Here is a 24051-nt window from a genome sequence, read left to right as displayed (position 1 = left end):
AGGAGTCTGGTTCCATGACGCAGCGCGAACGGTTCAATCATTTGTATGAAAGCAGCAAGCGCTCGACCCGTCAGGCAATCATTCTGTTTGCACTGATTACAGGAATCAGTGTGACCTTGATGATGATTGGCGAACGTCGTCTCGCTGAATTCATCTGGTTCCTTCTAGTGTTTCCATCTGTCGGTCTCGTGAAAATAGGGGCTCGGACGAACACATTGCTGCGCTTCAACCAGTCCGCCGAGTATAAGCGGCTTGTGCGTCTCGAATGGTGGACAGCATTTGGACTGATTGGAGCATATGTTGTATTGATCTTGACGCTACTGCTCAATCCGGAACTAATCAGTGTGACGGTTGTCGCAACCGGTATGTATGCAATCGGAATCATTGCGTCGTCTCGGCTCGATCACAGACTTGGCAAAGTTGACCCTGAGCACGTGACGCACAAAATGTACGCCAGAGGAAAAGTCGGTTACTTCAACTCATAAAAGCCGGCAAAAGGGAGTAGCGCGCGCTACTCCCTTTCGTTTACCCGATCGACCAATTGTTTCGCTTCAAGCAACGACAGGTCATATGTCTCACGCAAGAATTTCACGGTCGGAATCATGCCAATCGTATCGATTTTTTCTTTAATTGACGCATGAAACTCAGCATCTTGCACGATTGGTTCGGTATGGAGTTGTTTTCGTTTCAATGCACTCATATCCTTTGCTTGTTGCGCAATGATATTGAGCAAGAAGGCGTTCAAAATCAATGAGGCAGTCAACATGATCGTGGTCCAATCCATTCAAACACTCCTTTCGATTTACGGGCGAGTCTCCATCTTCTCTTCAATTTGATCGAGTCGTTCTACTAACACGTTGAATTGCTCTTGTTGACGAGCGGCTACTTGACGCTCAAGCTCAAGCCGTTCATCAGCACGCTGTTCATAACGGTTCATAAATTTCATGACCATCACGATGACGGTGATGGCTAAAATAATCGGCAAGAATGTCACCAATAAGCCGAATAACGAGACGAATGCTATGTTCATTCTGTCTTCCTCCCCTTTATGTAATCTACGGATTCTGCTTTTTAATCGATATAAGAAACAAAAAAACGTATCCTTTCTAATTGAATACGTTTTAATACGCTATTTGGTTTCATCAATCGGAACGTATCCCGGTTTTGTGCGTCGTCGCTTCACATCAGATTCGAAGTAATACATCGGCGTAAACAATCCTGCCGAAAGATAGATCATAAAAAAGGTTTCTAGTAATAGCGACACTGGAAGGCTATAGCCAATTATGAGGATATGGATAGGGACAAAGATCAGCATGAATGCATAAGACATTGTACTTTCTGTTTTGATAAATCGATGTAACCCTCGCATCACCCAGATGTAAGGAAATAAGATGTAATAGAAGAAACGCTTCACCTCGTAACGCCCTTTCCTGAGCGGTGCGCCCAAATTATGTATATTCGTCTTTTTCAGTATAATGGGAGCACCACGTATAGAGAAGGAGTATGTATATGACCAAATCAATCGCCATCATCGGGGCGGGCGTGAGCGGCTTATATGCCGCGTCGCTCCTCACTGAGAAAGGCTATGACGTCACCGTGTTCGAGGCGCGTGGCCGTATCGGGGGACGGGTGTTGAGCCATGACGGGTTCGACCTCGGCCCTACCTGGTATTGGCCAGAGACGGAAACGACAATCACGCAACTGATCGAACGACTCGGCCTCCAGACGTTTTCTCAACACACGACCGGGGATTTGATGCTCGAGCGCCAGTTCGGTGTCATCGAACGCCATACGCTCCCGCCAGGTCATATTGTTCCATCGATGCGACTCGTCGGGGGCATGGCCAGCTTGACGACGGCGCTCGCTTCGACACTACCGGCAGGGACAATTCAACTCGAGTCGACGGTCACCTCGATCAAACAGACCGAAGATGAGGTAACGATTGAACTCGAAACAGGATGGTCCCAAGCTTTCACACACGTCATTATGGCCATCCCGCCACGACTCGTCTCACGCATCACCTTTCACCCGGAACTGTCTGAAACGACGAAGTCGAAGCTGGCAGACACTCCGACCTGGATGGCTGGACAGGCGAAAGTACTCGCCGTGTATGACCGCCCGTTTTGGCGAGACAGTGGTCAATCTGGTCAAGGTATGAGCTGGGCCGGGGTGTTGCAGGAAATTCATGACGCCTCACAGCCGGGCGGACTTGCCGCGTTATTCGGCTTCTTCCGGTTGTCTGCTGCCGAACGCTCGGTACTTGACCGGGACGAATTGAATCGTCGCGTCGTCGATCAACTCGTGCGCCTGTTCGGGGAAGAAGCGCGACAGCCGCGTGACGTCTTATACGTCGATTGGTCGAGTGATCGGCATACGGCCACGGTTCAAGATGGGGTGCCGTTGACCGACTTCCCTGTCTATCAACCGATTGCACTCGATTCAGCATGGGAAGGACGGCTCTCACTCACCGGGACGGAGACGGACTCCTTGTTCGGCGGTCATATCGAAGGCGCGCTCCGGGCAGCGGAACGTGTCGTCAATCAACTCTAACCAAAAATGCGTATCCTCCCGAGTCGGGACGATACGCATTTTTCATTTGAACTTTTTAATCATCAGCGCGAGCGAACGATTGATCATCGTCATCTCGTCGTCTTCGAGCACGGAGAACATCTCTTCAGCGAGCCGTTCCTCGATGGCATCGATTTGTTTCGAGTACTCCACACCGATTGGACCGAGACGGATGAAGCTCTCGCGCAAGTTGTCCGGGTTCTTCTCTTTCTGGACGAACCGACGCTGTTCGAGCACTTTGAGCACTTGGCTGACCGCACTCTTCGAGATATTCATCTTTGTCGCAATCTCGGTCGTCGTCCATGTGTCTTGTCGTTTGAACAGGAGCAACATCTGTTCTTGCTGGTAACTGAGTTCGAATTCGTTCAACTCGGTAAAGTATTTGGTGAACAACAAGTCGAGCTCGTCGATTTGACGATACATCTCGATGACTTGTTGTTTGCGTGTGTCGTTCAATCGTCGTTCTCCTTTCATCGCGTGTCACGGAACGTCTGGCTCCGAACGTATAACACGATACTGAATACTAATCCGATTATACCAAACGAGATGAGGAGCGTTTGAATCGGTACGGCCAGGGCGACCAGAATCGACAGGACAGCGAACGCGATCGGTTCTAGTCCGGATGCGGCGAGCGCCATGATGCTCATGACCCGTCCAATCTTGTCATGGTCGCTATGTTCTTGCATGAGTGTGACCGTCGGCAAATAGACGAGCATCAACATAAACCCGCTCGCGGCCGCAGCCAAGGCGAGAAGCGTGATGGACTGCGCCTGCGTATAGAGGAAGAAGGCCCCAATCGTCAAAAACAGGACGCGGAAGACGAAGCGTCCACGATGGACCGAGCGGAACAACAGGACGAGAAAACTCGCCACGAACGTCCCGACAGCAAGCCCACCTTCAATCAGACTCAAGTCAAACGCATTCCCGCCCCCTTCACCGACGAGAATCGGGATGCTCATGATGAGTGGTCCCATGACGAACAAGTTGACGATAGCAATCGATAACGTCCCGCTCCGCAAAATCGGCGTGCTCGAGACGTAACGGATGCCCTCTTTCAAATCGACGATGACATGACTGAGCGACATGGCACGGGCGAGGGGGATGGAGTCACGAATCAAGCGCGGCATAATCAAGATAGCGGCGATGAAAATCAAGACGGCTGCTGTCCCGAAACTGGGCCCGAAGCCGCCCCATGTGAGTAACGCTCCGGCGAGGAAGGGGCCGAACACGAACATGAGTTCAAGCGTCCCTTGGAAGAGCGAGTTGGCGCGCTGCAGCTCTTCTTGTTTGACGAGCGACGGGATCAAAGAAGACAACGCCGGATAGGACATGCCGTCAAGTAGTCCGAACACGATGGAAATCATAATCAAGGCGAACACCGAATACGCGTCCGCGAGATGGAGCGCCACGACCGCGACCATGAGAAGACCTTGCCCGAGGTTCGTCAAAAACAAGAGCCGACTCTTTTGGAACCGGTCGGCGAATACGCCGCCGAATATCATCATTACGACACGAGGTAACGAGACGGCGGTCATGATAATCCCGAGGAGGGCGGGTTGCTTCAGCACATCGATTGTGAGCCACGATACGCTCAAGAAGAAAATCGAGAAGCCGAGCGTGAGCGTCATGCCGGATAACCATGTGAATACGAAGCGTGGATTTCGTAGCAAATTCATAAAGAAAACCTCAGTCTTTCTGCCTTTTAATATAGTTAAGTTAACTAAACTATATAGTGAGGTGAATGGTTCGTCAAGCGAGTAGGCTACTACAAAACAATTGTAAAAAAACGGAACTTTTTTTACTGGAAACCGTATAAGTAGTTAAGAGGTGAATGATATGAACAAACAAGAACGACTACATAATGTGAAACGAATGAATTTACAGTGGATGTTGTTACGGCTCATGTTTGCTTTGCCGACTGGGGTTTTGGTCTATTACTTCTTACAGTCGCAAGGCTCCCCGATGATTATGGCAACGTTCCTTCTATCGTTGACCAGTGCAGCAAGTATTTTGTTTATGAGGGAAGCTCGCTTCGTCAAAGCATTAACGGCGCATGACCAAGCGAAGAAGGTGATCGGTATCCAATATCAACTCGATTACTTGTTCGTCATCATGATGGCCGTGATTTTTCCGATGATGATGCGACTGAATATCCTGACCAACCTGATTCCTTTCCTTCTATTCGTCAGTGGCAGCGCATTAATCTGGTTTACGCAGCATAAACTCGATCAACAGTTGAGCTGGATGGATACAGAACAACCGACTCGTCGCGAGATTCAACGCACGAGATTCACGTGGTGAGGTTGAAAAGACACGAGGTTAGCGTGTGAGTCCATCACAATTAAAGGAGTAGCTTATGAATAAACATCAGCGTTTGAAGCAAATGGTTACTGCAAACCGGAAATGGCTTCTCGTACGACTCGGTTTTGCGATTCCGATTGGGGTATTGCTTTTCTTCTTTCTGCAAACTGAGACACGATCGCTCATGTACGGAAGTTTGATGGTGCTGTCGCTGTTAGCGTACGGCGTGATGATTGGGCGGGAAAGTCGATTCATGAGCAGTTTCACAGACCACATTCGAGCGAAGCGGGTCATCCACATTCAATATGTGTTCGACTATATGATGGTTGTCTTCAGCTGTTTGTTTTTCCCGTTGCTCCTGAAGCTCGAAACAATCAGTTGGGTCCCATTTTTCATCTTCTCCCTTGCAGCGTTGGCGCTAGTAATTGTCGAGCGGCTGCTTGATGAGAAAGTAAAGCGGATCGATCCCCAGCAACCGAGGCGTCGCGACGTCAAACGAGAAAGCTTTTAAGGGGGGATTCGATGACCAAACAACAACGCATCAATTTGATTTATAAAACCAATGTAAAGACGGCCGTATTTCAAAGTCTGCTCACGTTTCCGATGGTGTTTTGTCTCGTTGGATTGATTCAGTCGGATTCATGGAACGGTTGGTACGTGGCCGGCGTACTCGTCTGTCTCTTGCTGCTGGGAGGAATCTTCTTCAAGGCGAACCGAGTCGAGACCGAGTTAACCGAACGAGAGAATGCCAAAACCATCATCGCCCGTCGGAACGGATTTATCTTTGCGCTGTTCGTCGTATTCACTTTATCGTTTGCGCTGACGCTTAACCTCGGTTGGATGTATGCGTGGATAGTGGTGCTGACAATCGGTGTGTTGTATGGGGGATACCGTTTGATTCGAAAACAAGACGAGCGATTGAGTGACATCGACCCGGAGCATCCGATGCTTTGTGAGATTCGACTTGACAACGTCAGAGACTGAGGAGGTACTCGATGAATAGGGAAGCCCGGACTGAAGCGTTGTTACAAATCAATACGACGTATCGTCGTTTTATGATTGGGAGCAGTGTCGTCATCTTTGTGAGTGCGCTCTATTTCATGATGCATACGACTTATTCTGGCGTGATTGCGGTGGTTAGTCTCATCCCGACGTTGTTTTTCGAATGGAAACAAACCGTCCTCTATCTTCGGTTCAATGATGACTGGACGTATCGCCGTCTCATTAAGCTACAGTTTTCTTTACTCGTTTTCACGTTCATCTTATTGTTCAGTCTGATTGCCCTGTTTTTAACGGGACAGATCCATCCGGACGTGTTGATGTGGGCGGTGGCCATCGGGGCACCACCTTCAGTCTTGTTACCGCTGTGGATCGATCGAAAACTGCTCAAACTCGACCCGGAACACGTCACGTCGAACATGCTGGCCAAAGCCAATCGCGAGAAGTTAAAACGTCGTCTTGACGGGATAAATGATTAGAAAAGGAATGGAATCGTATGACGAAACAACAACGGATTGACGAAATGAATCGATACCGTGAGCAAAGGAAGCGGCGACGAGACGTGATGTTCGCGCCCGTACCTGGACTTTTATTTGTCACGTTGCTCGCGGATCATATTTGGTGGGTTGGCTTAGGATTGATGGGTTTGTTCGCCAGCGGTTCAATCGTGTATTTGCTGAAAGAAGGGGAGACGTTTGCTCGTCTATCTGATCAAAGCGGAGCACGAATGGCAACGCGGAATGTCTATCGAATTTTAAGCGGATGGTACGTCTTCATCGTCGGTAGCGTGGCGAGTTATAAACTGGTGGCCCCTTGGTGGACGTGGATTCTCGTCATTGGGATTTCCTTCCTATTGCCGATTCTGTATAAACGCTTCAATGAAACTGTTCAAAGCGCAGATGCAGCTCAACCGGTCCGCTCTGAATTGGCAACGGCGAGTGGATTGCTATGAAGATGTTGACGAAACAAGAACGGATTGATTTATTGCTCACACACGACGATGCGACGTGGCACTGGCGCTATTGGGGCCTCTTCTTCAACCTCATCGTCGTCGCGTTCATCTCTTATCAGACATCGATTTACTTACCATTGATCGTGTTCGCGCTGTACTTGCCGCAACTGTGCGTCGAATGGAGGAAGACGAAACTGTTGCTCAGTTTCAATCCCGAGTCTCGGTATCGGCGCTGGGTGTATGCAGATTATGCCGTGCAGTGGTTCGCATTTCTCATTGTTCTCTGTGCGCTAGCTTGTTATCATACTGGCGTCATTAACATTTGGACACTAGTGACCATCTTGTCGGGTGGCATGATCGGCGGTTTGCTGTTCCCATACATGGTCAACCGAGTGGTGCTGACGTTTGATACACACCACGTCACGAATCGGATGTTCAACGAAGCGAAAACTGAGCGCCATACACACCAAAAGACGAGTTACTGATAGTCGGAACTCGTCTTTTTTCACATTTCAGGACATCGGTCCTTTATGCTAAAGTGTGTGGGGAGTAAGCTTAACACGTACAACAGTATATAGAGAGAATCGAGGAAGAGAAAATGTTAGCCATTGTTATTGGACTCGTCATCGGGATTTTGTTACCGATGCAGACGAGCGTGAACTCGCGTCTGCGCACCATCGTCGGGTCACCGTTTGTCGCGTCGTTCCTGTCATTTGCGATCGGGACGACCTTTTTAACGCTCACGTTACTGCTCACCGGGCAGTCATTCGGGATCGAATCATCCATTTTCCAAGGAGAACCGCTTTGGATGTGGTCGGGTGGTTTGTTGGGGGTCATCTTTTTAACGGGGAACATTTTGCTGTTCCCGAGACTCGGTAGTGTCCAGACCGTCATCATGCCGATCTTTGGACAGATTTTGATGGGGCTGTTGATTGACCACTTCGGTTGGTTCAACTCAGCCGTCAACGTCCTCACGCCGTGGCGCGTATTCGGGGCTCTGCTCGTGTTGCTCGGCGTCGTCGGGACGGTCGCGCTCACGGACTGGATTAATCGTCGTCGCGGCAAACTGATCGCCTCGTCGCAGACAGGAACGGGCAATTTGAACGCTTGGCGTCTCGTCGGAATCGGGACCGGGATGATGAGTGCGACACAGACGGCCATCAACGGTTATTTAGGAACGGTGCTCGAATCAGCTTTGAAAGGGGCGCTCGTCTCGTTCGTCGTCGGGACGGTCACGTTACTGCTTATCTTGCTCGTCTTGCGGCCGAGCGTCGAATGGCGCGGACTACGCGGTCAGCCGTGGTGGATTTGGCTCGGTGGTATCATCGGGGCACTGTTCATCGGTGGGAACGTCTTAATCGTACCAATGGTCGGGACCGGAATCACTGTCGTCATCGTCATTGTCGGCTTGCTAAGCGGGAGTTTGCTCATCGACCGCTTCGGTTGGTTTGGTGCTGCGAAGAACCCGATCACTGGGATACAACTCGTCAGTTTACTCGTCATGGTCATCGGGATCATGCTGATTCGATTGTCATAAGGGAGGAGAGACATCATGCGCGGAGTACTGTTCGCCATCAGTGGCGGCTTCTTTTTAACGCTACAGAGCGTCGCCAACGCTCGCATCAGTTCGAGTATCGGGACGTGGCAAGCTGCGACGTTGACGCAATTGACGGGCTTCGTCGTTGCGCTCATGATTATGCTTCTCGTTCGCGATCGGACGTACGTCCACATGCGTCGCGTCGAGCCGCGCTATTTGTCAGGGGGCGCGTTCGCCGCGTTCATCTTGTTCAGCAATATGACGGCCGTGCATGAACTCGGCGTCACGTTGACGATTTCATTGTTTCTCATCGCCCAGCTTGCCCTCGCACTTGTCATCGACTGGCGCGGCTGGTTCGGGATGTTGCGCCGTGACTTGAACCGGACGCAACTGCTCGGGGTCGTCATGATGATTGTCGGGATTCTCGTATTGAAAGGATGACGTGTGATGGAACAGATTGACCGTTACATGAAGCGGTATGGGTTGGATGGGGTGCTCCCATTAGCCGTTCGACCTCAACTTAAGATCGTCCGTTACGCGACAGGGGAGGCGATTTGCACACAAGGCGCTAAGGCCGAACAACTCCACTTTCTCGTCAGTGGAAAGATTCGGGTGGCCCACACGTCAGCGGCCGGGAAGCGGCTCGTCTTGTCGTTCAAATATCCGCTCGATTTGATTGGCGACATCGAGTACGTCCGACGTACACCGTTCTTGAACACGGTCGAGGCGGTCACGCCGGTCGAGATGATCGTCGTCCGCTTCGAGGACCTCGCGCGTCACGCCAAAGACGATGTCACGTGGTTGCATTATTTGCTCGAAGGCATCACGAAGAAGTTTGAGATGAAGTCGCAATCGCTGAGTTTCAACTTGTTCTATCCGGTCGACGTGCGACTCGCAAGCTATCTGTTGTCGATGACACCGGAAGAGACGACGCTCGGGTCGACCGTCGATGAGTTGACCGATATCGCCGATTTGATTGGGACGAGTTATCGCCACGTCAACCGGACACTCAAGCGGTTCGTCGAGCAAGGATTGATTGAACGGGATCGTCGGTCGATTGCAATCATTGATCGCGCCGGGCTGATTGCTGTTGCTGGGGAAAGTATTTATGAATGAGGAGGACACATCATGGCACTTGGGATGATGCTCGCGGTCATGGGCGGCATGCTCGTCTGTGTGCAGAATACGTTTAACGCCAAAGTGAAAGAACAGGTCGGGGCGTGGGCGACGACGACGCTCGTGCTCGCCCTCGGTTTCCTGGCATCGCTACTCGTCGGATTGATCAGTGAAGGAATGGGTCTGTTCGCCGTCACGGGGATGGAGACGTGGTACTGGTTCAGCGGCATCATCGGGGTCGGCGTCGTCATGAGTGTGACGCAAGGCGTCCAACAGCTCGGACCGAGCCATGCCATCTCAATCGTCATGGTGTCGCAAATCCTATTCGCGCTCCTCTGGGACACGCTCGGCTGGTTCGGGCTCGAAGCCATCCCGTTCACGTGGAAGACAGCGCTTGGCATCGTGTTGATTGTCGGCGGGGTGCTGTTGTTCCAGTTGAGTGGGGAAAAAGAGACGGTCCACCAAAAAGCAAAGCAAGTCGTCTAAAACGATTTCCGACAAGTTGAACAAGTTTGCCCGTGTTCCTGCCGTTTGACGACGGTTTGGCAATGCGGGCATTTTGTCGTGAGCGAGGCGCTTGGTTGAACGGGGGAACGGTCTCCGAACGATGACGGATAGATGGTATAAGAGCGGGTCACAATAAAGAAGACGATGCCGAGCAGGATGGCTAAAATGAGAATATCCATCGAAATACCTCCTAATTATTGGTATGCTATTCGTATATACGGTGAACGGTCCGAATTGGTTTCAAGGAGGAACAGATTATGGTGACACGAGAAGAACGAATCGAGCAGTTATATATGCTTCCCAAAAAAGGTGCGTTTAACTTGTTATGGGCCGCCGCGGCAGGGCTAGGACTGGGGTGGTGGATCTATACCAATGCATCATTGCCAATGCTTGCGATGTTCGTCTTTTTGATGATGACGGCTGTCCCGCTCAGTCGCGTAGCGTGGCAGAAGACGCGTGTATCCGTGACGTTCAATGAAAATCGATCCTACCAACAATTGATCCGGGCGAAAGGCGTCATCGCGATTGCGATGTTATGGGTCATGCTCGGTTTGATGGGCGGGTATGTATCCGGATACTTCGCATTGCCGGTATTCAGTGGACTGTCAGCGATGTTGATTGCAGGCATGTTGGTGGTTGAGACATGGCTCGATACCCGCTTGCTTCGGATCGATCACGAGCATGTCACGGATAGCTTGATTGGATTTACGAAACGGGAACGGTTGAAGAGAGGGTGGGACAAAATGTGAAACCTGTTACCTTCTTCTTTCGTAAAAGAAGGTAACGAGATTTGATTAGGGGGATTGGATGGTTGACCATAACATAAGACTTGAACGCATGATGGAGAACGATCGAAAGCGACAAAAACAAATGTTGTACCCGACGATAGGAATCATCGCACTGTTCATCATCTATTTTTGGGCGACGGACGTCCTCTTGCTATTGCCGATCATCTTGGTCGGACAGCTACCCGTGCTGTATAAAGGGTGGCATCGGATGAAGTTGCTGCTCACCTTCAACGACGACGCTCGCTACCAACAGAAAGTCCGGTCCGAATTCGGTTTGGCCGTCGGGAACATCGTGTTTCTTTTATTGTTGATTGCGAGCTCGATGCTCGGATGGATCACGCTACTCACGCTCGTCATCGTCGTTATCGTCGGTCTGATCACGTTCTTGGCGCTTGGGATTCGCATCGACCGTGAGTTGAAAACGATTGACCCGGAGCATGTGACCGCGACGGAGCTCGGCAAGGCGCAACTCGAGCGCGAAAAACGAAAGTCATCATGATGGGAGTACCTAACTATGGTTAATAAAAATGAACGACTGAAACAAATGGTCGAGAACGACCGAAAGGTGAACCGGACGGCGCTCTTGCTCACGTTCGCAATTTTAGGGATCGCCTTTTACTTCATCTTTACCCAAGACATCACCCTCACGACGTTCGCCATCATCATCATGGCGACGCAGCTGCCAAGTCTCTATCGGGCATGGCATCGGATGAAGTTGCTGCTCACATTCAATGACGACGCGCGCTATCAAAAGTTCGTGCGACTCGAGTTCGGCATCGTGCTCGCGAACGTCATCTTGCTTGGGGTCTTCATCGCCATCGCTTGGGCGATTGAAGGGTCACTCGTCATCTTCGCCATTATGTTGCTCGCCTTGTTTATCCCATTCATCTTCTTATCGGTATGGGTGAACCGGAAAATCGAGTTGATTGACCCGGAGCACGTGACGAATCATGAGCTGCGGACGGCGCATCGCGATGAAGCGAAACGTCAGCTCAAATAAGGAGGAAGACGATGGATCTACGAGTGTTTGACATGCTCTGGTCGCTTGGTACCTTTGCTGTCATGTTAGGCGGAGTCATTCTTGTATTGAAGCTGATTATCGGAAAATCGAGTTCAGGCAACTAAAAGAAGCATCTGACACGACGTCAGATGCTTTTTCTTATGAAAACATGCCCACCAATATTCCGCAGATGACCATGCCAATCGTATAGAACTTGAAGCGGTGTCGTTCCCAAAATGAATCGGTCATCGAGTCACCGCCACATCATTCGTCGTTCCTTCGACCATCGCGACGAACGCCTCGTCCGGGTCGGTCGTCCCGGAGGCGCGCAACCAGTCTTGGAAGTCGCCTTCGTATAACACACGTCCCGCGTGGAGGAAGATGACATGTGCGTCAAATTGCGAGAGGTCATGTAGCTGATGCGTCGAGATGAGGCACGTCCGTCCGTCTTGGACGAGACGGTGCAACCGCCGCATGATGTGGATCCGCGATGCCGGGTCGACCCCGCTTGTCGGTTCGTCGAACAGATAAAGGGAGCGCTTGACCGAGGAGAGTAACGTCACGAACAACCATTTCCGCTCCCCGACAGACATTTTCCCGAGTTTCATCTTCCATAAGTGTTCGAACAATTCTTGCTCTCGTGCGGTCGAGAGTCCGTTCACATACGACTCGAGTTTTTTGAAATCGGGACGTTTGGATAACCGTCCGATAAAGTAGGCGAGGTCTTTTCCGGTCAACTCATGATGGTTATACATGAGTTGTGTCAAATACAACATGTCCGCCGTCGGGACGAGTTCAAGTGATTCTTTGTCGACTGAAAGTGTCCCGGTCATACAATCAAAGAGTGTCGTCTTCCCGGCACCGTTTTGTCCGATCAAGACATTTAGCTTATTCGGTTGCAGTGTGAACGAGACACCGTCGAGCACGGGACGTTTCGCTTTCGGATAGTGATAAGTAAGTTGGTGTACGTGCATAAGAACCTCCTAGCGTGTGATGAGTGAGACGAGACTGAAGCGTTTCAACGCAATCGCACCGATGATGAAGTAACCGAGTACGGAAAGGAATGTCGCCCATACTCCAAACGAGAGTTCGACTTGAGTAGTCAGGTGCAGCAATCCGAGCGCGAATTCATGGAGCGCGTAGAACGGGTTGAGGAAGCTGAACCATTGATCAGGTGAGTTGATTGCCAATAAAAAGAGCGGAAACATCAGAATGTTCGCGAACGTCCCGAGACTCGATACTTTCACTGGAAGTGCCGTGATGGCGACACTAGCAACCGCGAACGGGATACTCCCGATCAATACGAGTAGAGACGTTGCAATCAACTTGAACGAGAAGAACCCGTGTACCAGTGTGACGACCGTTGTGAATAAAAGCAGGCTGATGGAGGCGAATAATAGCTGTGCTAAGATGACGGCGATGACATACGTCAGTTTGTTCCCGGAAATCATCACGTACGTTTTCATCAGTCCATATTCGCGCATTCGAGCGAGTTCTATACCGACACCGTTCACATATGTAGCAAGAATAATATACACCCAGAAATAAGAGAGCCCTGGGTAGTATTCCGCTGTCGTCGCTTGGCGGATATCTGAAAACGACTGCGTCAAGGCGATAATGAGTGGGATCCCGAGCGTCCAGATGAATGGAATTTTATCGGTGACGACAACTTTGGCATACATAAAGAAATAACTTGTGATTTGATGCATCCTGTTCCTCCGCTTGGTTTGATTGTTGTATCGTAGCACAATATACGGAAGATGATTGGAAAAAGTTTCAAAAAAATAATCCCTCACATCGAATGAGGGATTGAAGAAAATCATTTCACTTTGTCACGTTTCGCAATCTTATCACTCACTTGCTGGCCGCTCAGTGTCACCATCGGCATGCCGCCGCCGGGATTGACCGTGCCACCGACGAAGTAGAGGTTGTCGTACAGTTCACTCTGCTTCTTGTGCTTAAAGCCGCCGTTCTGCTTCTTATCGGCGACGGTCCCATAAATCGCGCCCCGGTCCGAGCCGTACGTGCGCTCGATATCATGCGGCGTCCAGACGTCGCGCGTCACCGTATGTTCGCGCAAACCGTCCAAGCCCATGCGCTCGAGCTTATCGAGGACGCGCTCTTCAAAGGCGGCATACTGTTCAGGAGTGAACGGCTCGTCTTGGATATACGGGATATGCGGCAAGATTTTAATGTTCTCGTGCCCGGGCGGTGCCTGTGTCGGGTCGGTCTTATTGACGTTCACCAAGTAAATCGTGGGGTCGTCCGGCAACTCGTGCTGCTCGAAAATCTTATCCATCTGTTCATGCAAGTTCTCCGAGAAGAAGAAGTTGTGGTGGCCGAGGGCCGGGTACTCTTTGTTCACCCCGAGGTGTAGCACGAAGCCGGAGCTGGCCGGTTCATACTTTTCGACGAGCTTGTCGACGAATTGTTCATCCGCCTCGACCATCTTTTGATAGAACGGGATGACTTCCATGTTGGAGACGAAATAGTCGGCCGAGCGTAGCCGTCCGTCCTCGAGCTCGATCGCCGTCAGTTGCCCGTTCAGCGTATGCGCCCGGACAACGCCTTGACCGGTATGGAGCTTCACACCGATCTCTTCCGCGAGACGTGTCAATCCTTCAGCGAGTTTATGCGTCCCGCCTTCGATATACCAGCAGCCTTGTGCGTGCTGCATGTAAATCATCATGTTAAGGACGGCCGGAGCGCTGTACGGGGATGAGCCGACGTATTTCACGTAATACGACAGCATCGTCCGCAAATGCGGGTTGCTGATTCGTTTGGCAATCCCGTCGTACATCGTTGACGTTAAATCGAAGCCGAACAACGTCGAGAAAAGACCGGTCTGTGCCACCGCTTCGCGCGGCGACTCGAACCCTTCCTTCAAATAACTCTTCTCCGTCGTCTTATAGATACGCTGGGCATACTTCAACAACTCTCGATACTCACGCATGTCTTTCCGCGACAGCGTCGGGTTAGCGCGCTCCATCTTGTCCAAATCATGATAGAGATCAAGTACGGTGCCATCCGGGAAGAATGAGCGCCACTCGAGGTCGAGCCGTTTAGTTGGCACATAGTCTTCCATCCGCTTACCGCTGCCTGCGAACAGTTTCTCGAAAATCTGCGGCATCGTTAAAATTGAGGGGCCGAGATCGAAGCCGAACCCGTCCTGTTCAAGCCGATTCACTTTCCCGCCGATGTGGTCGTTCTTTTCGTACAAGGAGACGTCATACCCTTTTTGAGCGAGCGAGATGGCCGCTGATATCCCTCCGAGACCTCCACCGATCACAATCACAGACTTGTTCACGTTTTGCATAGACGAGCCGCCCTTCTGTCACCAGTTAATTTTTATGAACCAAAGACATTCTTCTCCGTATACATACCCATTTGAGAAGTATTTTATCCAAATATTAACGTACAGGAGGGAACGGTAAAAGTTTCAATGTGCACGGAGACCACCCGCGACGAGCGGCCCTTCGAACGTGATCGTATAGATGATGCGGGCAATATCCTCGGCCGTGTCGGGACGGTCGCTATAGAGCCATTCGTAAATGACACCCATATGGGCCGATGAGATGTAAGACACTAAATAATCGGCCGGCACGAGCGCCTTCGTCTCGTCGAACAAGACCGTCAGGGAACGATGGAACAGCGCCGCATGCATGTACGACCGGAGCCGGACCTGGAACTGCGGGTCCCCGTTCGGTCTGAGGAGCGGTTTCATCAAGATTTTATTGTCTTCGATGAAACGGATGAACGGGACGAGCAGTTGATAGGATGATTCGCCGCGCTCTTCACCGAAGACGTGAGGGAGGTTTTTGACGAGTTTAAGTTCGGCCTCATGGAAAATCGCTTCAATCGACTTCTCCATCAAGTCGAACTTATCCACATAGTGACTGTAGAACGTGCCCCGATTGATACCGGCCCGTTCGGTGATCGCTTTCACGGTGACCGCCTCGAACCCATGCTCGTCAATCAATTCGAGGAAGGCGCTTTTAATCAATTGTTTCGTTCGTGTGATGCGTAAATCTTCATGTCCCATCTGAATATTCTCCTTTATCCAACACTTGAGTGAAAACTGTCTGATAACCGACACGATGGCCGATATTGCCGATTGTTGGGCCGTCGACTGAGGTCTATACTGAACCTATAAACCAACACGGTGTCTATTAATTCAGTGTACTCGAACAAGGCATCGAAAAGGAGAATGAATATGGATATTCAACTGAACGACATCAGTAAATCGTTCGGTGACCAATTGGCCATCGACCATGTCGGCTTTACCATCAACTCAGGCGACATTTGTTGCTTGCTCGGCCCGTCCGGTTCGGGAAAGACGACGCTCATTCGGCTGATGATCGGTGCCTTGGCCGCGGACAAAGGTTCGATTCGCATCGGCGAAACAAAGATGCCGAACATGGGCATGCTCCACAATATCGGCTTCATGCCCCAGAACGACGGATTGTATGACGACTTGTCGGCCGAGGCGAACTTGGAGTTTTTTGGCTCGATCTATAAACTCGGTAAAACGAAGCTCCAACAACGCATCACGGAAGTGCTCACGCTCGTCGATTTGATGGACGACCGCAAAAAGCTCGTCCGTAACTTCTCGGGCGGGATGAAAAAACGGCTCTCGCTTGCGATTGCCATCCTCCATCAACCCGACGTCTTATTTTTAGACGAGCCGACGGTCGGAATCGACCCGATTTTGCGCCGGCAGATTTGGGATCAGTTTCAAGCGATTCGGGCGAACGGGACGACGATCATCGTCTCGACGCACGTCATGGACGAGGTACTCGAATGTGACCGGGCCGCGCTCATCTATAACGGCCGTTTGATCGCTTACGATACCGTCCCGCACCTGTTGGACCAGACGGAGAACGGTCGTGTCGAGGAACTATTCCTCATCGCCGGTCGAGAAGGAGGGATGGATCGTGCGTAACTTGGCGAAACGCGTCATTTTTCAGACGCTCAACGATAAGCGGAGTGTCGCCTTGATTTTAATCGCACCACTCTTGATTTTGACGCTCGTTTACTTCCTCCTCGGTGACTCGGATTACGTGCCGGTCGTCGTGCTTGATGAGAACGCACAAACGCAACTCGTCGAGGCGTTCGAAGCCGAGACGCTCGACGTCCGGTTGGACACGGTCGACGACCCGTTCGGATACTTGGAAGACAATAAGGACATCGATGCGATCTTTGAAGCGACGCAGGAAGGGACGACAATCACGCTCCGAGAACCGTCGACGAAGTCGTCGAAGGCGGTGCGAGAGATTCAAACGGCGTTGTCGGCGTTGAATCCGGCGGCTGATATCGAGATGAACTATGTATACGGGGAAGAAGGCCAATCGACGTTCGACTCGTTCGGCTACGTGTTCTTGTCACTGTTCTCGTTCTTCTTCGTCTTCATTCTATCGGCGATGGCGCTCGTCAAAGAACGGAGCGGCGGCACGCTCGAACGGCTCCTGATGACACCAATCAAACGTGGCCAGGTCATTCTAGGGTATACGCTCGGCTATGGCGTGTTCGCGGTCGTCCAGTCCGTCTTCATCGTCCTCTATACGATTTACGTGCTCGGGCTGACATCGCTCGGCAATATCGGCTGGGTGTTTCTCGTGATGATTCTCATGGCCGGGACAGCCGTCTTGTTCGGCGCGACGATTTCGGTGTTCGCCCGTTCTGAGCTCCAAGTCGTCCAGATGATCCCGTTCACGATCATCCCGCAAGTGTTTTTCTCAGGGTTGATCCCGCTCGACTTGATTCCATACGGCCTCGGCAACTTGAGCTATGTCATGCCAATCTTTTACGGGGCGACGGCGATCAAAGAAGTGATGGTGTACGGTAGTGGTTTCGCCGGCATTTGGGGGTATGTACTTGGCTTGATCGTTTACGCTGGTGTGCTCTACTTGTTGAATATGCGTGCGCTTGGAAAGTATCGGGGGCATTGATGTCACAATGACAAAACCGACTCGTGGTTAGCGAGTCGGTTTTCGTTTATTTATAGGGTGCTTGCTTTTTGACCGATGTATTGCAAGACCGCCGATTCGCCGTTATGGAGCACGCCTTCATACCGTTCCACGGTCCCGTCGAAAAAGTGAATCGTTTTGAATGAATCCGTTAATGTGGAGAAGTCAGCGGGCGCATATAGCAGTTCTTTTTGTTTCGGACCGCCCGTCCCGTAATCGAGTTGCGCCTCACTGTAGACTTCCGTCACAAAATAACCACCTGGTTTTAAGGCCCGCTTGACGCCTTCCAAGACGGACTTTTTCACGTTGTCGGGGAAATGTCCGTAAATACAGACGATCGCGTCATAGGTGTCTATCGGCCAATCGGCCTCAGCCAAATCGACGAGACGAGTATGAAGAGTGACCCCGCGACGTTCCGCTAACCGGTTTGCTTTGTCGAGACCGACTTGCGAATAGTCCCACATGTCCACATTGACTCCTTGTTCTGCGAGCCAAACCGCGTTTCGACCTTCCCCTTCGGCGATCGCGAGCACGCGCATCCCTCGTTTGAACAGATGTGCCTGTTGCTTCACAAAGGCATTCGGGGCTTCCCCATATACATACTCATCCGTATTGAACCGCTTGTCCCATGTTGACATGCACTATTCCTCCTTAACGGACGTAGAGCTTATACGTCCTCAAGTTTGTTCTTTCAGTTTACATGAAAAAAGCATTCGGGCAGATGCCCCGAATGCTTGTTAACGTTTAAGTAGTAAAGCGACGCCCGTCACGAGAAGTGCGAGTCCGCTAAACAATCGTATTTGGTTGCAAGTCACTATCCTTCACCCCTACATTCAATATCTTCCTCTAATCAGAATAATCTAAATCCTTAAAAAAGGGAACAAAAACCAGTTTTCTTACGTAAGATAGAAGTGAGGTGATTACGAATGGAGAAACAAGCACGGATCCGGACGATTCAACTGTATCAAAAAAGATGGATGCCCTTGCACGTATCGGTCGTCATCGCGGTCGGTCTCTCATTTGCGCTATTGGTCATGAATGAGTTTCAAACAGGTTATGGAATCGCCTTCTTAGCGGCGCTCGTTGTGTTAATCTATCTAGAATGGCGCGAGAGCCGATTCATGCAACGGTTGACGGACGAACGGACCGTTCAGAAGTTCATTCGTCGCACGTACGTTGGCCGCAACGCCGTCTCGTTGTTCGGGGCGATTGGATTCTACTTCTTATTTAAGAACGACATGCAGTCAAACTTGCTTTTGTGGCTCGTCATTTTCTTTGGTGCGATTGCTGCACAGGCAGCCACGACGATACATTACGAGCGGAAGATTCGACAGATCGACCTGGAGCATCCGAGTCGGCATGATTTGAGTTTCACAAAAGGATAACCGAGAAAACAAGCCGCCCTGTTCGCACAGGACGGCTTGTTGTATTCATTAATTCGCTTTTTTGAGTTCTGCTGTCTCTTCTTTGAAATCAAGTTTTTTAACATCAACCCGTTTTACGAAAAATGCCAGTACAAGCGCAAGTAGGTTCATTCCAAGTGCCACGTAGAACGAATACTGGATGCCTGACAGAAGCGCTTGTTGTGTCAACGCGCCCATCGCACTCTCGGTGAGTGTCGCTGGGTCGACGCCGGTCATGAGCGACTCGGCTTCTGTTTTCGTCACCGAGTTCATGATCGTCACGAGGACTGCCGTCCCGATTGCACCGGATACTTGTTGGGCCGTGTTGTTGATGGCCGTTCCGTGCGGGTTGAGGCTTGTCGGCAACTGGTTGAGACCGTTCGTCATGATCGGCATCATGACCATCGACATCCCGAACATACGAAGCGTGTACGTCGTCACGATGTACGTGTACGTCGAATCGAGTTGGACGTTGGCAAGCATGTACGTTGAGATCGCGGTAATCGTGAGACCCGTGATTGAGAGTAACTTCGGTCCGAACTTATCGAACAGTTTCCCTGTGATCGGGGACATGATCCCCATAATGATCGCACCCGGTAACAACATGAGCCCAGAGTCGAGCGGCGAGATGCCACGGACACTCTGTACGTAGGCCGGTGTCAAAATCATTCCGGAGAACATGGCGACGGCGTTGACGATCGCGATGATTGAGGCGAGCGCGAACATCGGGTATTTGTACGCCCGAAGGTCGAGCAGCGGCTTCTCCATGTTGAGCTGACGGATGACGAAGGCAATCAATGCGACGAACCCGACAATCATCGTTGTCAAGACGATTGGGTTATCCCAGCCATCTGAACTCGCTGAGCTGACACCGTACAAGACGCCACCGAACCCGAGCGTCGATAAGACGAGTGACAAGTAATCGAGCGATTGCTCTTTATTTTGGACCATGACGTTCTCGGCTTTCCAAATGGCAAGACCGAGGCCGATGATGGCGAGCGGGAGAATCATCTCGAACAAGACGCGCCAGTCGTAGTATTCGACGATGTAGCCCGAGAGTGTCGGACCGATTGCTGGTGCTGAAATCATGACGAGACCGAAAATCCCCATCGCCGTTCCGCGTTTTTCACGCGGGAAACTGACGAGCATGACGTTCATCAAGAGCGGTCCCATCGTCGACGCCCCGACCGCTTGAATCATCCGACCGGCGAGTAAGGCACCGAAGTTCGGAGAGAAAGCGGCGATGGCCGTCCCGAGAGCGAAAATCGCCATCGACGTGATGAAGAGACCACGGTTCGAGAACCGGGTGATCAAGTAGGCCGATGCTGGGACGAGGACACCCGTCACGAGCATGAAGCCCGTCGCGAGCCATTGGACCGTCGAGTAGTCGGCGATTTCTAAGTCGACCATGATCGATGGGAGCGCGACGTTTAATAATGAGTTGTTGAGGAAGGCGATGAACGCCCCTGCAAAGAGAACCGCGAGCATGAGATACGGCGGTTTCTTTTGGAATTCTGGTTTCATACGAGTTGCTCCTTTATGTTCTGAATAGTTATATACTAGTAAGTGTCGATGTAGTGATTTTATACCCACCGTACAAATAAATCAACCATTTTGTACTGTTGGTTCAAAATGGTATACTTAAGCCAGAAACCAGACAGAACGGAGCAATCAGTATATGAAGGATAAGAAACGAAAAGTTGCTGACGTCGCCATGGCTTTGTTCATTGAGAACGGAGTGCAGCAGACGTCGGTCCAAGAAATCATCGAACGGGCCAACATCTCAAAAGGCACGTTCTATAACTACTTCGCCTCGAAGACGGACTGTGTCGCCAACATTCTCGAGAACTTGCGCTATGACGCTGGACAGCGCCGGATTGAGATGCAGATGGGACGTGACAAGCGCGACAAGGACGTCTTTATCGAGCAGATTTCGATTCTCATTCAATTGAACGAGGAGCGGAACCTCCACGCCTTGTTCGATTCGATTATGTCAGCGAATGAACCTGAATTAAAAAAGCTCGTCCTACAACACCGCGTCTATGAGATCGAGTGGCTCGCCATGCGTCTGACGGAAATTATCGGGGAAGAGATTCGCCCATATTCGGTCGAGTTGACAGTGCTCTTCAACGGGATGTTGCAACATATCCTGTTCACACTCCGCATCACGAACACGGCCTACTCGATTCAGCGATTGATTCGTAATTTGTACGCCTACGTCGAGTTGATGGCTGCGCGTATGGTCGACACCGGAGAACATATCTTGAACCCGGTCACTGTCGATCAAATGCGGGGGACGACGGATAAGAACCTCGTCACGAAAGATGAGTTGATTGGGATGGCGGCGCGCATCCATGAGCACGTGAAGATGACCGAGGAACAAGCCGATTTATTCGAAGCAATCACGTACGAGCTCCATCAAGACCGGCTCCGGAAAATCGTCCTTGAACAGTTGCTGAAACCGTTCCAACGTTTGTTCAAAGGTGAGACGGGAGAGACGGAAGTTCAAAAGTTCACGAATCTCGTTTGGTTATACACGCGGACACACTAACGACAAAAAATGATTTTATCCCTTAATATAGAAGAAACACGGTACGATAATAAATCTCAAAATATTCCACGAAAAAGAATTGATTCCTACAAATTCGTGCGCTACAACCAAGTTACCGAAAGCGCTTTCGGGAAGAGGATACTGACATGGGTACGATTTATGATTTAGCGAAAAAGACGGGCTTTTCGATTACGACCGTCTCTAAAGCGTTGAATAACTATAAGGACGTCAGCGAAAAGACGAGAGCCAAAATATTACAAGCTGCCGCTGAGATGGATTATTTGCCAAACGCACACGCGCACAGTCGTTATCGACAAAGAAGTCATGGGCGATCGGCGTCATGTTCTCAGAGGCGAACGAAGTCGGAATGAAGCATCCGTTCTTCAATGGCATTATTGAAAGTTTCCGTCACGCCACCGAGGAACACAGATATGATTTAATCTTCGCCTCGCGTAACCTCCGCAACCGCGACATGAGTTACCTCGAGCACTTCAAACACCGAGCGGTCGACGGCATTGTCGTCATTTGCTCGGACCGAATGGATGAACAAGTACAAGAACTCATGCAAAGCGACATCCCGATTGTCGTCGTCGATATGGACAGCGCCAACTGTAGCGTCGTCTACTCGGACAACACGGCTGGAGCTCGCCTTGCGGTCGAGTACTTGTACGGGCTGGGCCACCGCGCCATCGCACATATCGCCGGCGATTCGTCGATTGACGCTGGGGTGGCCCGGGTCAAGGGGTATGAGCTTGCCATGCACGCGCTCGATTTACCGATTCAACCAGGATACTTGGTGAACGCCGGGTTCTTCTCGGTCGAGGAAGGCAAACAAGCGATGGAGCAGCTATTGCAACTCCCATCTCCGCCGATTGCCGTCTTCGTCGCAGGTGACCAAATGGCCATCGGCGCGATCGAAGCCGTTCATGAACATGGCCTCCGGGTGCCAGAAGACATCTCGATTATCGGCTATGACGATATCGAGATGATCAAGTACATCACTCCGAAGCTGACAACGATTCGTCAAAATACGGACGAAATCGGGGAAGCGGCGGCCGAGCTGTTGATTGAACAGATGACGGCCAAAGAACGACGGACTGAACGTCGTGTCATCCCAGTTCGGTTGATTGAACGTGCGTCTTGCGCACCGGTCAAAAAGTAAACAGGTCACGATGATCTTTCGAAGTCGCTCTGTTTGCTTCAGCGGAATGGAGAGGAAAGAGCGATTTCGAAAATCATTTACCTCGAATCGAAACCGCTTTCGATATTTTATTTAGTTATTTTCGAAAGCGCTTTTGATGAATTATTACCTCTTCTTGTAAACGCTTTCTAAAACACTTAAAAGGATGGGTTCACACATGCGAAAAAATTAGTTAGCTTACTCTCGATCGGAGCACTATCAGTCGGCGTCTTAGGCGCGTGCTCAAACGACGAAGGAACTTCAGGTTCTGAGTCTGGTTCAAAAGATGACGTCCTCAAAGTTTGGTCGTTCACGGACGAATTGAAAGAGCCAATCAAAACATACGAAGAGAAGAACGGCGTCAAAGTTGAATTGACAATCGTTCCAATCGCCGACTATCCGACAAAACTCAAGCCAGCACTCGAAAGCGGCGTTGGGGCACCGGATGTCTTCACAGGCGAGATTGCGTTCCTCAAGCAATGGGTTGACGCAGGATACTGGGAAAACCTTTCAGACGAGCCTTATAACGTCGACGATATCTCAGACGATTACATCCCTTACGTCTTCGACCTCGGGAAAGATAAAGATGGCAACGTGCGCGCGCTTTCGTGGCAAACGACACCAGGTGGCGTCTACTACAAACGTAGCTTAGCGAAAGAAGTGCTCGGTACGGACGATCCGGCTGAAATCGGCAACATGATGAGCTCGATGGACGGCATCTTCGAAGTTGCAGAGAAGATGAAGCAAAAAGGCTACAAAATGTTCCCGGACGAAGGCGCGATTCGTTGGTTCTCACAAGGCGCGAACCCAGAAGCATGGGTAAACGACAAGAACGAACTCGTCTTGACAGAAGACAAGATCAACTACATGGACTACGCGAAGGAGCTTCGTGAGAAACAATACACGGCACTCGCTCCAGAATGGTCACCATCTTGGTTCGAAGGGATGTCGAAGCCGATTAAAGTGAAAGAAGACGGCAAAGAGACAGAGACGCAAGTCTTCTCTTACGTCCTCCCGACATGGGGTCTTCACAGCGTCTTGAAAGACAGCGCGAAATGGTACGCAGGCGTCATCGCGGACCAGAAAGCCAAACACGCGGATAGCGTCGAGGCGTAAGCTGGATCCATCCCTGCCGCTACAGGGGTGGATTTTTTGTGTGGAACCGATTCAAGCGGGGAACGTA

At 50.9% G+C, this 24051-nt stretch carries 31 protein-coding genes and 1 pseudogene; 21 read left to right on the top strand and 11 right to left on the bottom strand.

Annotated features, from left to right (window positions below; genetic code table 11):
- Positions 1-14 precede the first annotated feature (14 nt).
- Positions 15-485 (top strand): hypothetical protein, encoded by a 471-nt coding sequence (locus tag KNP74_RS13345; protein WP_214764551.1) that lies wholly within the window; start codon positions 15-17, stop codon positions 483-485.
- A gap of 26 nt (positions 486-511) precedes the next feature.
- Here the strand turns inward: KNP74_RS13345 and KNP74_RS13340 are convergent, their stop codons facing one another.
- Positions 512-784, bottom strand: coding sequence for a hypothetical protein (locus tag KNP74_RS13340; protein ID WP_131472826.1), 273 nt, complete (start codon positions 782-784; stop codon positions 512-514).
- An 18-nt stretch (positions 785-802) separates the two neighbouring features.
- On the bottom strand, positions 803-1030 hold the full coding sequence (locus KNP74_RS13335; RefSeq protein WP_214756803.1) for a hypothetical protein: 228 nt from the start codon (positions 1028-1030) through the stop codon (positions 803-805).
- A gap of 479 nt (positions 1031-1509) precedes the next feature.
- Between KNP74_RS13335 and KNP74_RS13330 the strand changes: the two genes are divergently transcribed.
- The gene (locus KNP74_RS13330) at positions 1510-2550 is read left to right on the top strand and encodes a flavin monoamine oxidase family protein (RefSeq protein WP_214764550.1); all 1041 of its coding nucleotides are present in this window, start codon (positions 1510-1512) and stop codon (positions 2548-2550) included.
- 42 nt (positions 2551-2592) lie between these two features.
- Here the strand turns inward: KNP74_RS13330 and KNP74_RS13325 are convergent, their stop codons facing one another.
- Both KNP74_RS13325 and KNP74_RS13320 read right to left on the bottom strand, forming a co-directional pair.
- A complete protein-coding gene (locus KNP74_RS13325) occupies positions 2593-3024 on the bottom strand; it encodes a MarR family winged helix-turn-helix transcriptional regulator (RefSeq protein WP_251130197.1) in 432 nt (143 codons plus the stop codon).
- Between the two features lie 14 nt (positions 3025-3038).
- Positions 3039-4244: an MFS transporter gene (locus KNP74_RS13320; RefSeq protein ID WP_214764548.1), complete on the bottom strand. Its 1206-nt coding sequence runs from the start codon at positions 4242-4244 to the stop codon at positions 3039-3041.
- 160 nt (positions 4245-4404) lie between these two features.
- On the opposite strand from KNP74_RS13320, the gene KNP74_RS13315 reads away from it, so the two are divergent.
- The 10 genes from KNP74_RS13315 (at position 4405) to KNP74_RS13270 (ending at position 9959) form a co-directional block, all read left to right on the top strand.
- Entirely contained in the window at positions 4405-4869 is a 465-nt protein-coding gene (locus KNP74_RS13315; protein ID WP_214764547.1) for a hypothetical protein, read from the top strand.
- 55 nt (positions 4870-4924) lie between these two features.
- Positions 4925-5380: a hypothetical protein gene (locus KNP74_RS13310; protein WP_214764545.1), complete on the top strand. Its 456-nt coding sequence runs from the start codon at positions 4925-4927 to the stop codon at positions 5378-5380.
- An 11-nt stretch (positions 5381-5391) separates the two neighbouring features.
- Positions 5392-5853, top strand: a complete 462-nt coding sequence (locus KNP74_RS13305; protein ID WP_214764544.1) for a hypothetical protein — start codon at positions 5392-5394, stop codon at positions 5851-5853.
- Positions 5854-5864: 11 nt separating this feature from the next.
- Positions 5865-6347: a hypothetical protein gene (locus KNP74_RS13300; protein ID WP_214764543.1), complete on the top strand. Its 483-nt coding sequence runs from the start codon at positions 5865-5867 to the stop codon at positions 6345-6347.
- Positions 6348-6364: 17 nt separating this feature from the next.
- Complete coding sequence (locus KNP74_RS13295; RefSeq protein WP_214764542.1) at positions 6365-6820, top strand: hypothetical protein; 456 nt, start codon at positions 6365-6367, stop codon at positions 6818-6820.
- Positions 6817-7305, top strand: coding sequence for a hypothetical protein (locus tag KNP74_RS13290; protein ID WP_214764541.1), 489 nt, complete (start codon positions 6817-6819; stop codon positions 7303-7305). The genes KNP74_RS13295 and KNP74_RS13290 overlap by 4 nt, the downstream gene beginning before the upstream one ends.
- A gap of 113 nt (positions 7306-7418) precedes the next feature.
- Entirely contained in the window at positions 7419-8357 is a 939-nt protein-coding gene (locus KNP74_RS13285) for a DMT family transporter (RefSeq protein ID WP_214764540.1), read from the top strand.
- 15 nt (positions 8358-8372) lie between these two features.
- Positions 8373-8798 (top strand): DMT family transporter, encoded by a 426-nt coding sequence (locus tag KNP74_RS13280; protein WP_214764538.1) that lies wholly within the window; start codon positions 8373-8375, stop codon positions 8796-8798.
- Positions 8799-8804: 6 nt separating this feature from the next.
- Positions 8805-9473 carry a Crp/Fnr family transcriptional regulator gene (locus KNP74_RS13275; protein ID WP_214764537.1) on the top strand — a complete coding sequence of 223 codons (669 nt, stop codon included), beginning with the start codon at positions 8805-8807 and terminating at the stop codon, positions 9471-9473.
- Positions 9474-9485: 12 nt separating this feature from the next.
- On the top strand, positions 9486-9959 hold the full coding sequence (locus KNP74_RS13270; RefSeq protein ID WP_214764536.1) for a DMT family transporter: 474 nt from the start codon (positions 9486-9488) through the stop codon (positions 9957-9959).
- Here the strand turns inward: KNP74_RS13270 and KNP74_RS13265 are convergent.
- Positions 9956-10159 carry a hypothetical protein gene (locus KNP74_RS13265; protein ID WP_214709453.1) on the bottom strand — a complete coding sequence of 68 codons (204 nt, stop codon included), beginning with the start codon at positions 10157-10159 and terminating at the stop codon, positions 9956-9958. The two genes, KNP74_RS13270 and KNP74_RS13265, sit on opposite strands and share 4 nt — an antisense overlap.
- A gap of 78 nt (positions 10160-10237) precedes the next feature.
- On the opposite strand from KNP74_RS13265, the gene KNP74_RS13260 reads away from it, so the two are divergent.
- From KNP74_RS13260 to KNP74_RS13250, 3 genes are read left to right on the top strand one after another with little or no spacing between them, the layout of a single operon-like run.
- Entirely contained in the window at positions 10238-10729 is a 492-nt protein-coding gene (locus KNP74_RS13260; protein ID WP_214764535.1) for a hypothetical protein, read from the top strand.
- 58 nt (positions 10730-10787) lie between these two features.
- Entirely contained in the window at positions 10788-11267 is a 480-nt protein-coding gene (locus KNP74_RS13255; protein WP_034781511.1) for a hypothetical protein, read from the top strand.
- 15 nt (positions 11268-11282) lie between these two features.
- Positions 11283-11768 carry a hypothetical protein gene (locus KNP74_RS13250; protein WP_214712113.1) on the top strand — a complete coding sequence of 162 codons (486 nt, stop codon included), beginning with the start codon at positions 11283-11285 and terminating at the stop codon, positions 11766-11768.
- A gap of 245 nt (positions 11769-12013) precedes the next feature.
- On the opposite strand, the gene KNP74_RS13245 is transcribed toward KNP74_RS13250, so the two are convergent.
- From KNP74_RS13245 to KNP74_RS13230, 4 genes are all read right to left on the bottom strand, one after another.
- Positions 12014-12742 carry an ATP-binding cassette domain-containing protein gene (locus KNP74_RS13245; protein WP_214764534.1) on the bottom strand — a complete coding sequence of 243 codons (729 nt, stop codon included), beginning with the start codon at positions 12740-12742 and terminating at the stop codon, positions 12014-12016.
- A 9-nt stretch (positions 12743-12751) separates the two neighbouring features.
- Entirely contained in the window at positions 12752-13477 is a 726-nt protein-coding gene (locus KNP74_RS13240; RefSeq protein ID WP_034781519.1) for a hypothetical protein, read from the bottom strand.
- 110 nt (positions 13478-13587) lie between these two features.
- Positions 13588-15084, bottom strand: a complete 1497-nt coding sequence (locus tag KNP74_RS13235) for a phytoene desaturase family protein (protein WP_214764533.1) — start codon at positions 15082-15084, stop codon at positions 13588-13590.
- Positions 15085-15207: 123 nt separating this feature from the next.
- Positions 15208-15810, bottom strand: a complete 603-nt coding sequence (locus KNP74_RS13230; protein ID WP_214764532.1) for a TetR/AcrR family transcriptional regulator — start codon at positions 15808-15810, stop codon at positions 15208-15210.
- Between the two features lie 171 nt (positions 15811-15981).
- Here KNP74_RS13230 and KNP74_RS13225 point away from each other — a divergent pair, with 171 nt between their 5' ends.
- Positions 15982-16710, top strand: a complete 729-nt coding sequence (locus KNP74_RS13225) for an ABC transporter ATP-binding protein (RefSeq protein WP_214764531.1) — start codon at positions 15982-15984, stop codon at positions 16708-16710.
- Positions 16703-17716 carry an ABC transporter permease gene (locus tag KNP74_RS13220; protein WP_214709475.1) on the top strand — a complete coding sequence of 338 codons (1014 nt, stop codon included), beginning with the start codon at positions 16703-16705 and terminating at the stop codon, positions 17714-17716. The genes KNP74_RS13225 and KNP74_RS13220 overlap by 8 nt, the downstream gene beginning before the upstream one ends.
- Before the next feature lie 50 nt (positions 17717-17766).
- Here KNP74_RS13220 and KNP74_RS13215 read toward each other — a convergent pair whose 3' ends face one another.
- Positions 17767-18372, bottom strand: a complete 606-nt coding sequence (locus KNP74_RS13215; protein ID WP_214764529.1) for an SAM-dependent methyltransferase — start codon at positions 18370-18372, stop codon at positions 17767-17769.
- A 288-nt stretch (positions 18373-18660) separates the two neighbouring features.
- Between KNP74_RS13215 and KNP74_RS13210 the strand changes: the two genes are divergently transcribed.
- Complete coding sequence (locus tag KNP74_RS13210) at positions 18661-19119, top strand: hypothetical protein (RefSeq protein ID WP_214764528.1); 459 nt, start codon at positions 18661-18663, stop codon at positions 19117-19119.
- Positions 19120-19167: 48 nt separating this feature from the next.
- Here the strand turns inward: KNP74_RS13210 and KNP74_RS13205 are convergent, their stop codons facing one another.
- The gene (locus KNP74_RS13205) at positions 19168-20661 is read right to left on the bottom strand and encodes an MDR family MFS transporter (RefSeq protein WP_214764527.1); all 1494 of its coding nucleotides are present in this window, start codon (positions 20659-20661) and stop codon (positions 19168-19170) included.
- A gap of 154 nt (positions 20662-20815) precedes the next feature.
- On the opposite strand from KNP74_RS13205, the gene KNP74_RS13200 reads away from it, so the two are divergent.
- The 3 genes and pseudogenes from KNP74_RS13200 to KNP74_RS13190 all read left to right on the top strand — a co-directional run bounded on the left by KNP74_RS13200 (position 20816) and on the right by KNP74_RS13190 (position 23984).
- Positions 20816-21688 carry a TetR/AcrR family transcriptional regulator gene (locus tag KNP74_RS13200; RefSeq protein WP_214764526.1) on the top strand — a complete coding sequence of 291 codons (873 nt, stop codon included), beginning with the start codon at positions 20816-20818 and terminating at the stop codon, positions 21686-21688.
- 146 nt (positions 21689-21834) lie between these two features.
- Positions 21835-22850 (top strand): annotated as a pseudogene (locus KNP74_RS13195) (LacI family DNA-binding transcriptional regulator).
- A gap of 339 nt (positions 22851-23189) precedes the next feature.
- Complete coding sequence (locus KNP74_RS13190; protein ID WP_251130196.1) at positions 23190-23984, top strand: ABC transporter substrate-binding protein; 795 nt, start codon at positions 23190-23192, stop codon at positions 23982-23984.
- Positions 23985-24051 lie beyond the last annotated feature (67 nt).

The organism is Exiguobacterium sp. s141, assembly GCF_018618085.1.
Classification (GTDB): Bacteria; Bacillota; Bacilli; order Exiguobacteriales; family Exiguobacteriaceae; genus Exiguobacterium; species Exiguobacterium mexicanum_A.
This window is presented reverse-complemented; position numbering and strand designations above follow the sequence as displayed.

Bases quoted from the DNA above. Each gene is read 5' to 3' on its own strand.
- KNP74_RS13345 (WP_214764551.1), top strand. From the start codon at position 15: ATGACGCAGCGCGAACGGTTCAATCATTTGTATGAAAGCAGCAAGCGC.
- KNP74_RS13210 (WP_214764528.1), top strand. From the start codon at position 18,661: ATGGAGAAACAAGCACGGATCCGGACGATTCAACTGTATCAAAAAAGA.
- KNP74_RS13285 (WP_214764540.1), top strand. From the start codon at position 7,419: ATGTTAGCCATTGTTATTGGACTCGTCATCGGGATTTTGTTACCGATG.
- KNP74_RS13245 (WP_214764534.1), bottom strand. From the start codon at position 12,742: ATGCACGTACACCAACTTACTTATCACTATCCGAAAGCGAAACGTCCC.
- KNP74_RS13290 (WP_214764541.1), top strand. From the start codon at position 6,817: ATGAAGATGTTGACGAAACAAGAACGGATTGATTTATTGCTCACACAC.
- KNP74_RS13295 (WP_214764542.1), top strand. From the start codon at position 6,365: ATGACGAAACAACAACGGATTGACGAAATGAATCGATACCGTGAGCAA.
- KNP74_RS13320 (WP_214764548.1), bottom strand. From the start codon at position 4,244: ATGAATTTGCTACGAAATCCACGCTTCGTATTCACATGGTTATCCGGC.
- KNP74_RS13255 (WP_034781511.1), top strand. From the start codon at position 10,788: ATGGTTGACCATAACATAAGACTTGAACGCATGATGGAGAACGATCGA.
- KNP74_RS13215 (WP_214764529.1), bottom strand. From the start codon at position 18,372: ATGTCAACATGGGACAAGCGGTTCAATACGGATGAGTATGTATATGGG.
- KNP74_RS13265 (WP_214709453.1), bottom strand. From the start codon at position 10,159: ATGGATATTCTCATTTTAGCCATCCTGCTCGGCATCGTCTTCTTTATT.
- KNP74_RS13330 (WP_214764550.1), top strand. From the start codon at position 1,510: ATGACCAAATCAATCGCCATCATCGGGGCGGGCGTGAGCGGCTTATAT.
- KNP74_RS13300 (WP_214764543.1), top strand. From the start codon at position 5,865: ATGAATAGGGAAGCCCGGACTGAAGCGTTGTTACAAATCAATACGACG.
- KNP74_RS13305 (WP_214764544.1), top strand. From the start codon at position 5,392: ATGACCAAACAACAACGCATCAATTTGATTTATAAAACCAATGTAAAG.
- KNP74_RS13310 (WP_214764545.1), top strand. From the start codon at position 4,925: ATGAATAAACATCAGCGTTTGAAGCAAATGGTTACTGCAAACCGGAAA.
- KNP74_RS13315 (WP_214764547.1), top strand. From the start codon at position 4,405: ATGAACAAACAAGAACGACTACATAATGTGAAACGAATGAATTTACAG.
- KNP74_RS13280 (WP_214764538.1), top strand. From the start codon at position 8,373: ATGCGCGGAGTACTGTTCGCCATCAGTGGCGGCTTCTTTTTAACGCTA.
- KNP74_RS13340 (WP_131472826.1), bottom strand. From the start codon at position 784: ATGGATTGGACCACGATCATGTTGACTGCCTCATTGATTTTGAACGCC.
- KNP74_RS13230 (WP_214764532.1), bottom strand. From the start codon at position 15,810: ATGGGACATGAAGATTTACGCATCACACGAACGAAACAATTGATTAAA.
- KNP74_RS13250 (WP_214712113.1), top strand. From the start codon at position 11,283: ATGGTTAATAAAAATGAACGACTGAAACAAATGGTCGAGAACGACCGA.
- KNP74_RS13260 (WP_214764535.1), top strand. From the start codon at position 10,238: ATGGTGACACGAGAAGAACGAATCGAGCAGTTATATATGCTTCCCAAA.
- KNP74_RS13225 (WP_214764531.1), top strand. From the start codon at position 15,982: ATGGATATTCAACTGAACGACATCAGTAAATCGTTCGGTGACCAATTG.
- KNP74_RS13205 (WP_214764527.1), bottom strand. From the start codon at position 20,661: ATGAAACCAGAATTCCAAAAGAAACCGCCGTATCTCATGCTCGCGGTT.
- KNP74_RS13235 (WP_214764533.1), bottom strand. From the start codon at position 15,084: ATGCAAAACGTGAACAAGTCTGTGATTGTGATCGGTGGAGGTCTCGGA.
- KNP74_RS13335 (WP_214756803.1), bottom strand. From the start codon at position 1,030: ATGAACATAGCATTCGTCTCGTTATTCGGCTTATTGGTGACATTCTTG.
- KNP74_RS13200 (WP_214764526.1), top strand. From the start codon at position 20,816: ATGAAGGATAAGAAACGAAAAGTTGCTGACGTCGCCATGGCTTTGTTC.
- KNP74_RS13240 (WP_034781519.1), bottom strand. From the start codon at position 13,477: ATGCATCAAATCACAAGTTATTTCTTTATGTATGCCAAAGTTGTCGTC.
- KNP74_RS13275 (WP_214764537.1), top strand. From the start codon at position 8,805: ATGGAACAGATTGACCGTTACATGAAGCGGTATGGGTTGGATGGGGTG.
- KNP74_RS13270 (WP_214764536.1), top strand. From the start codon at position 9,486: ATGGCACTTGGGATGATGCTCGCGGTCATGGGCGGCATGCTCGTCTGT.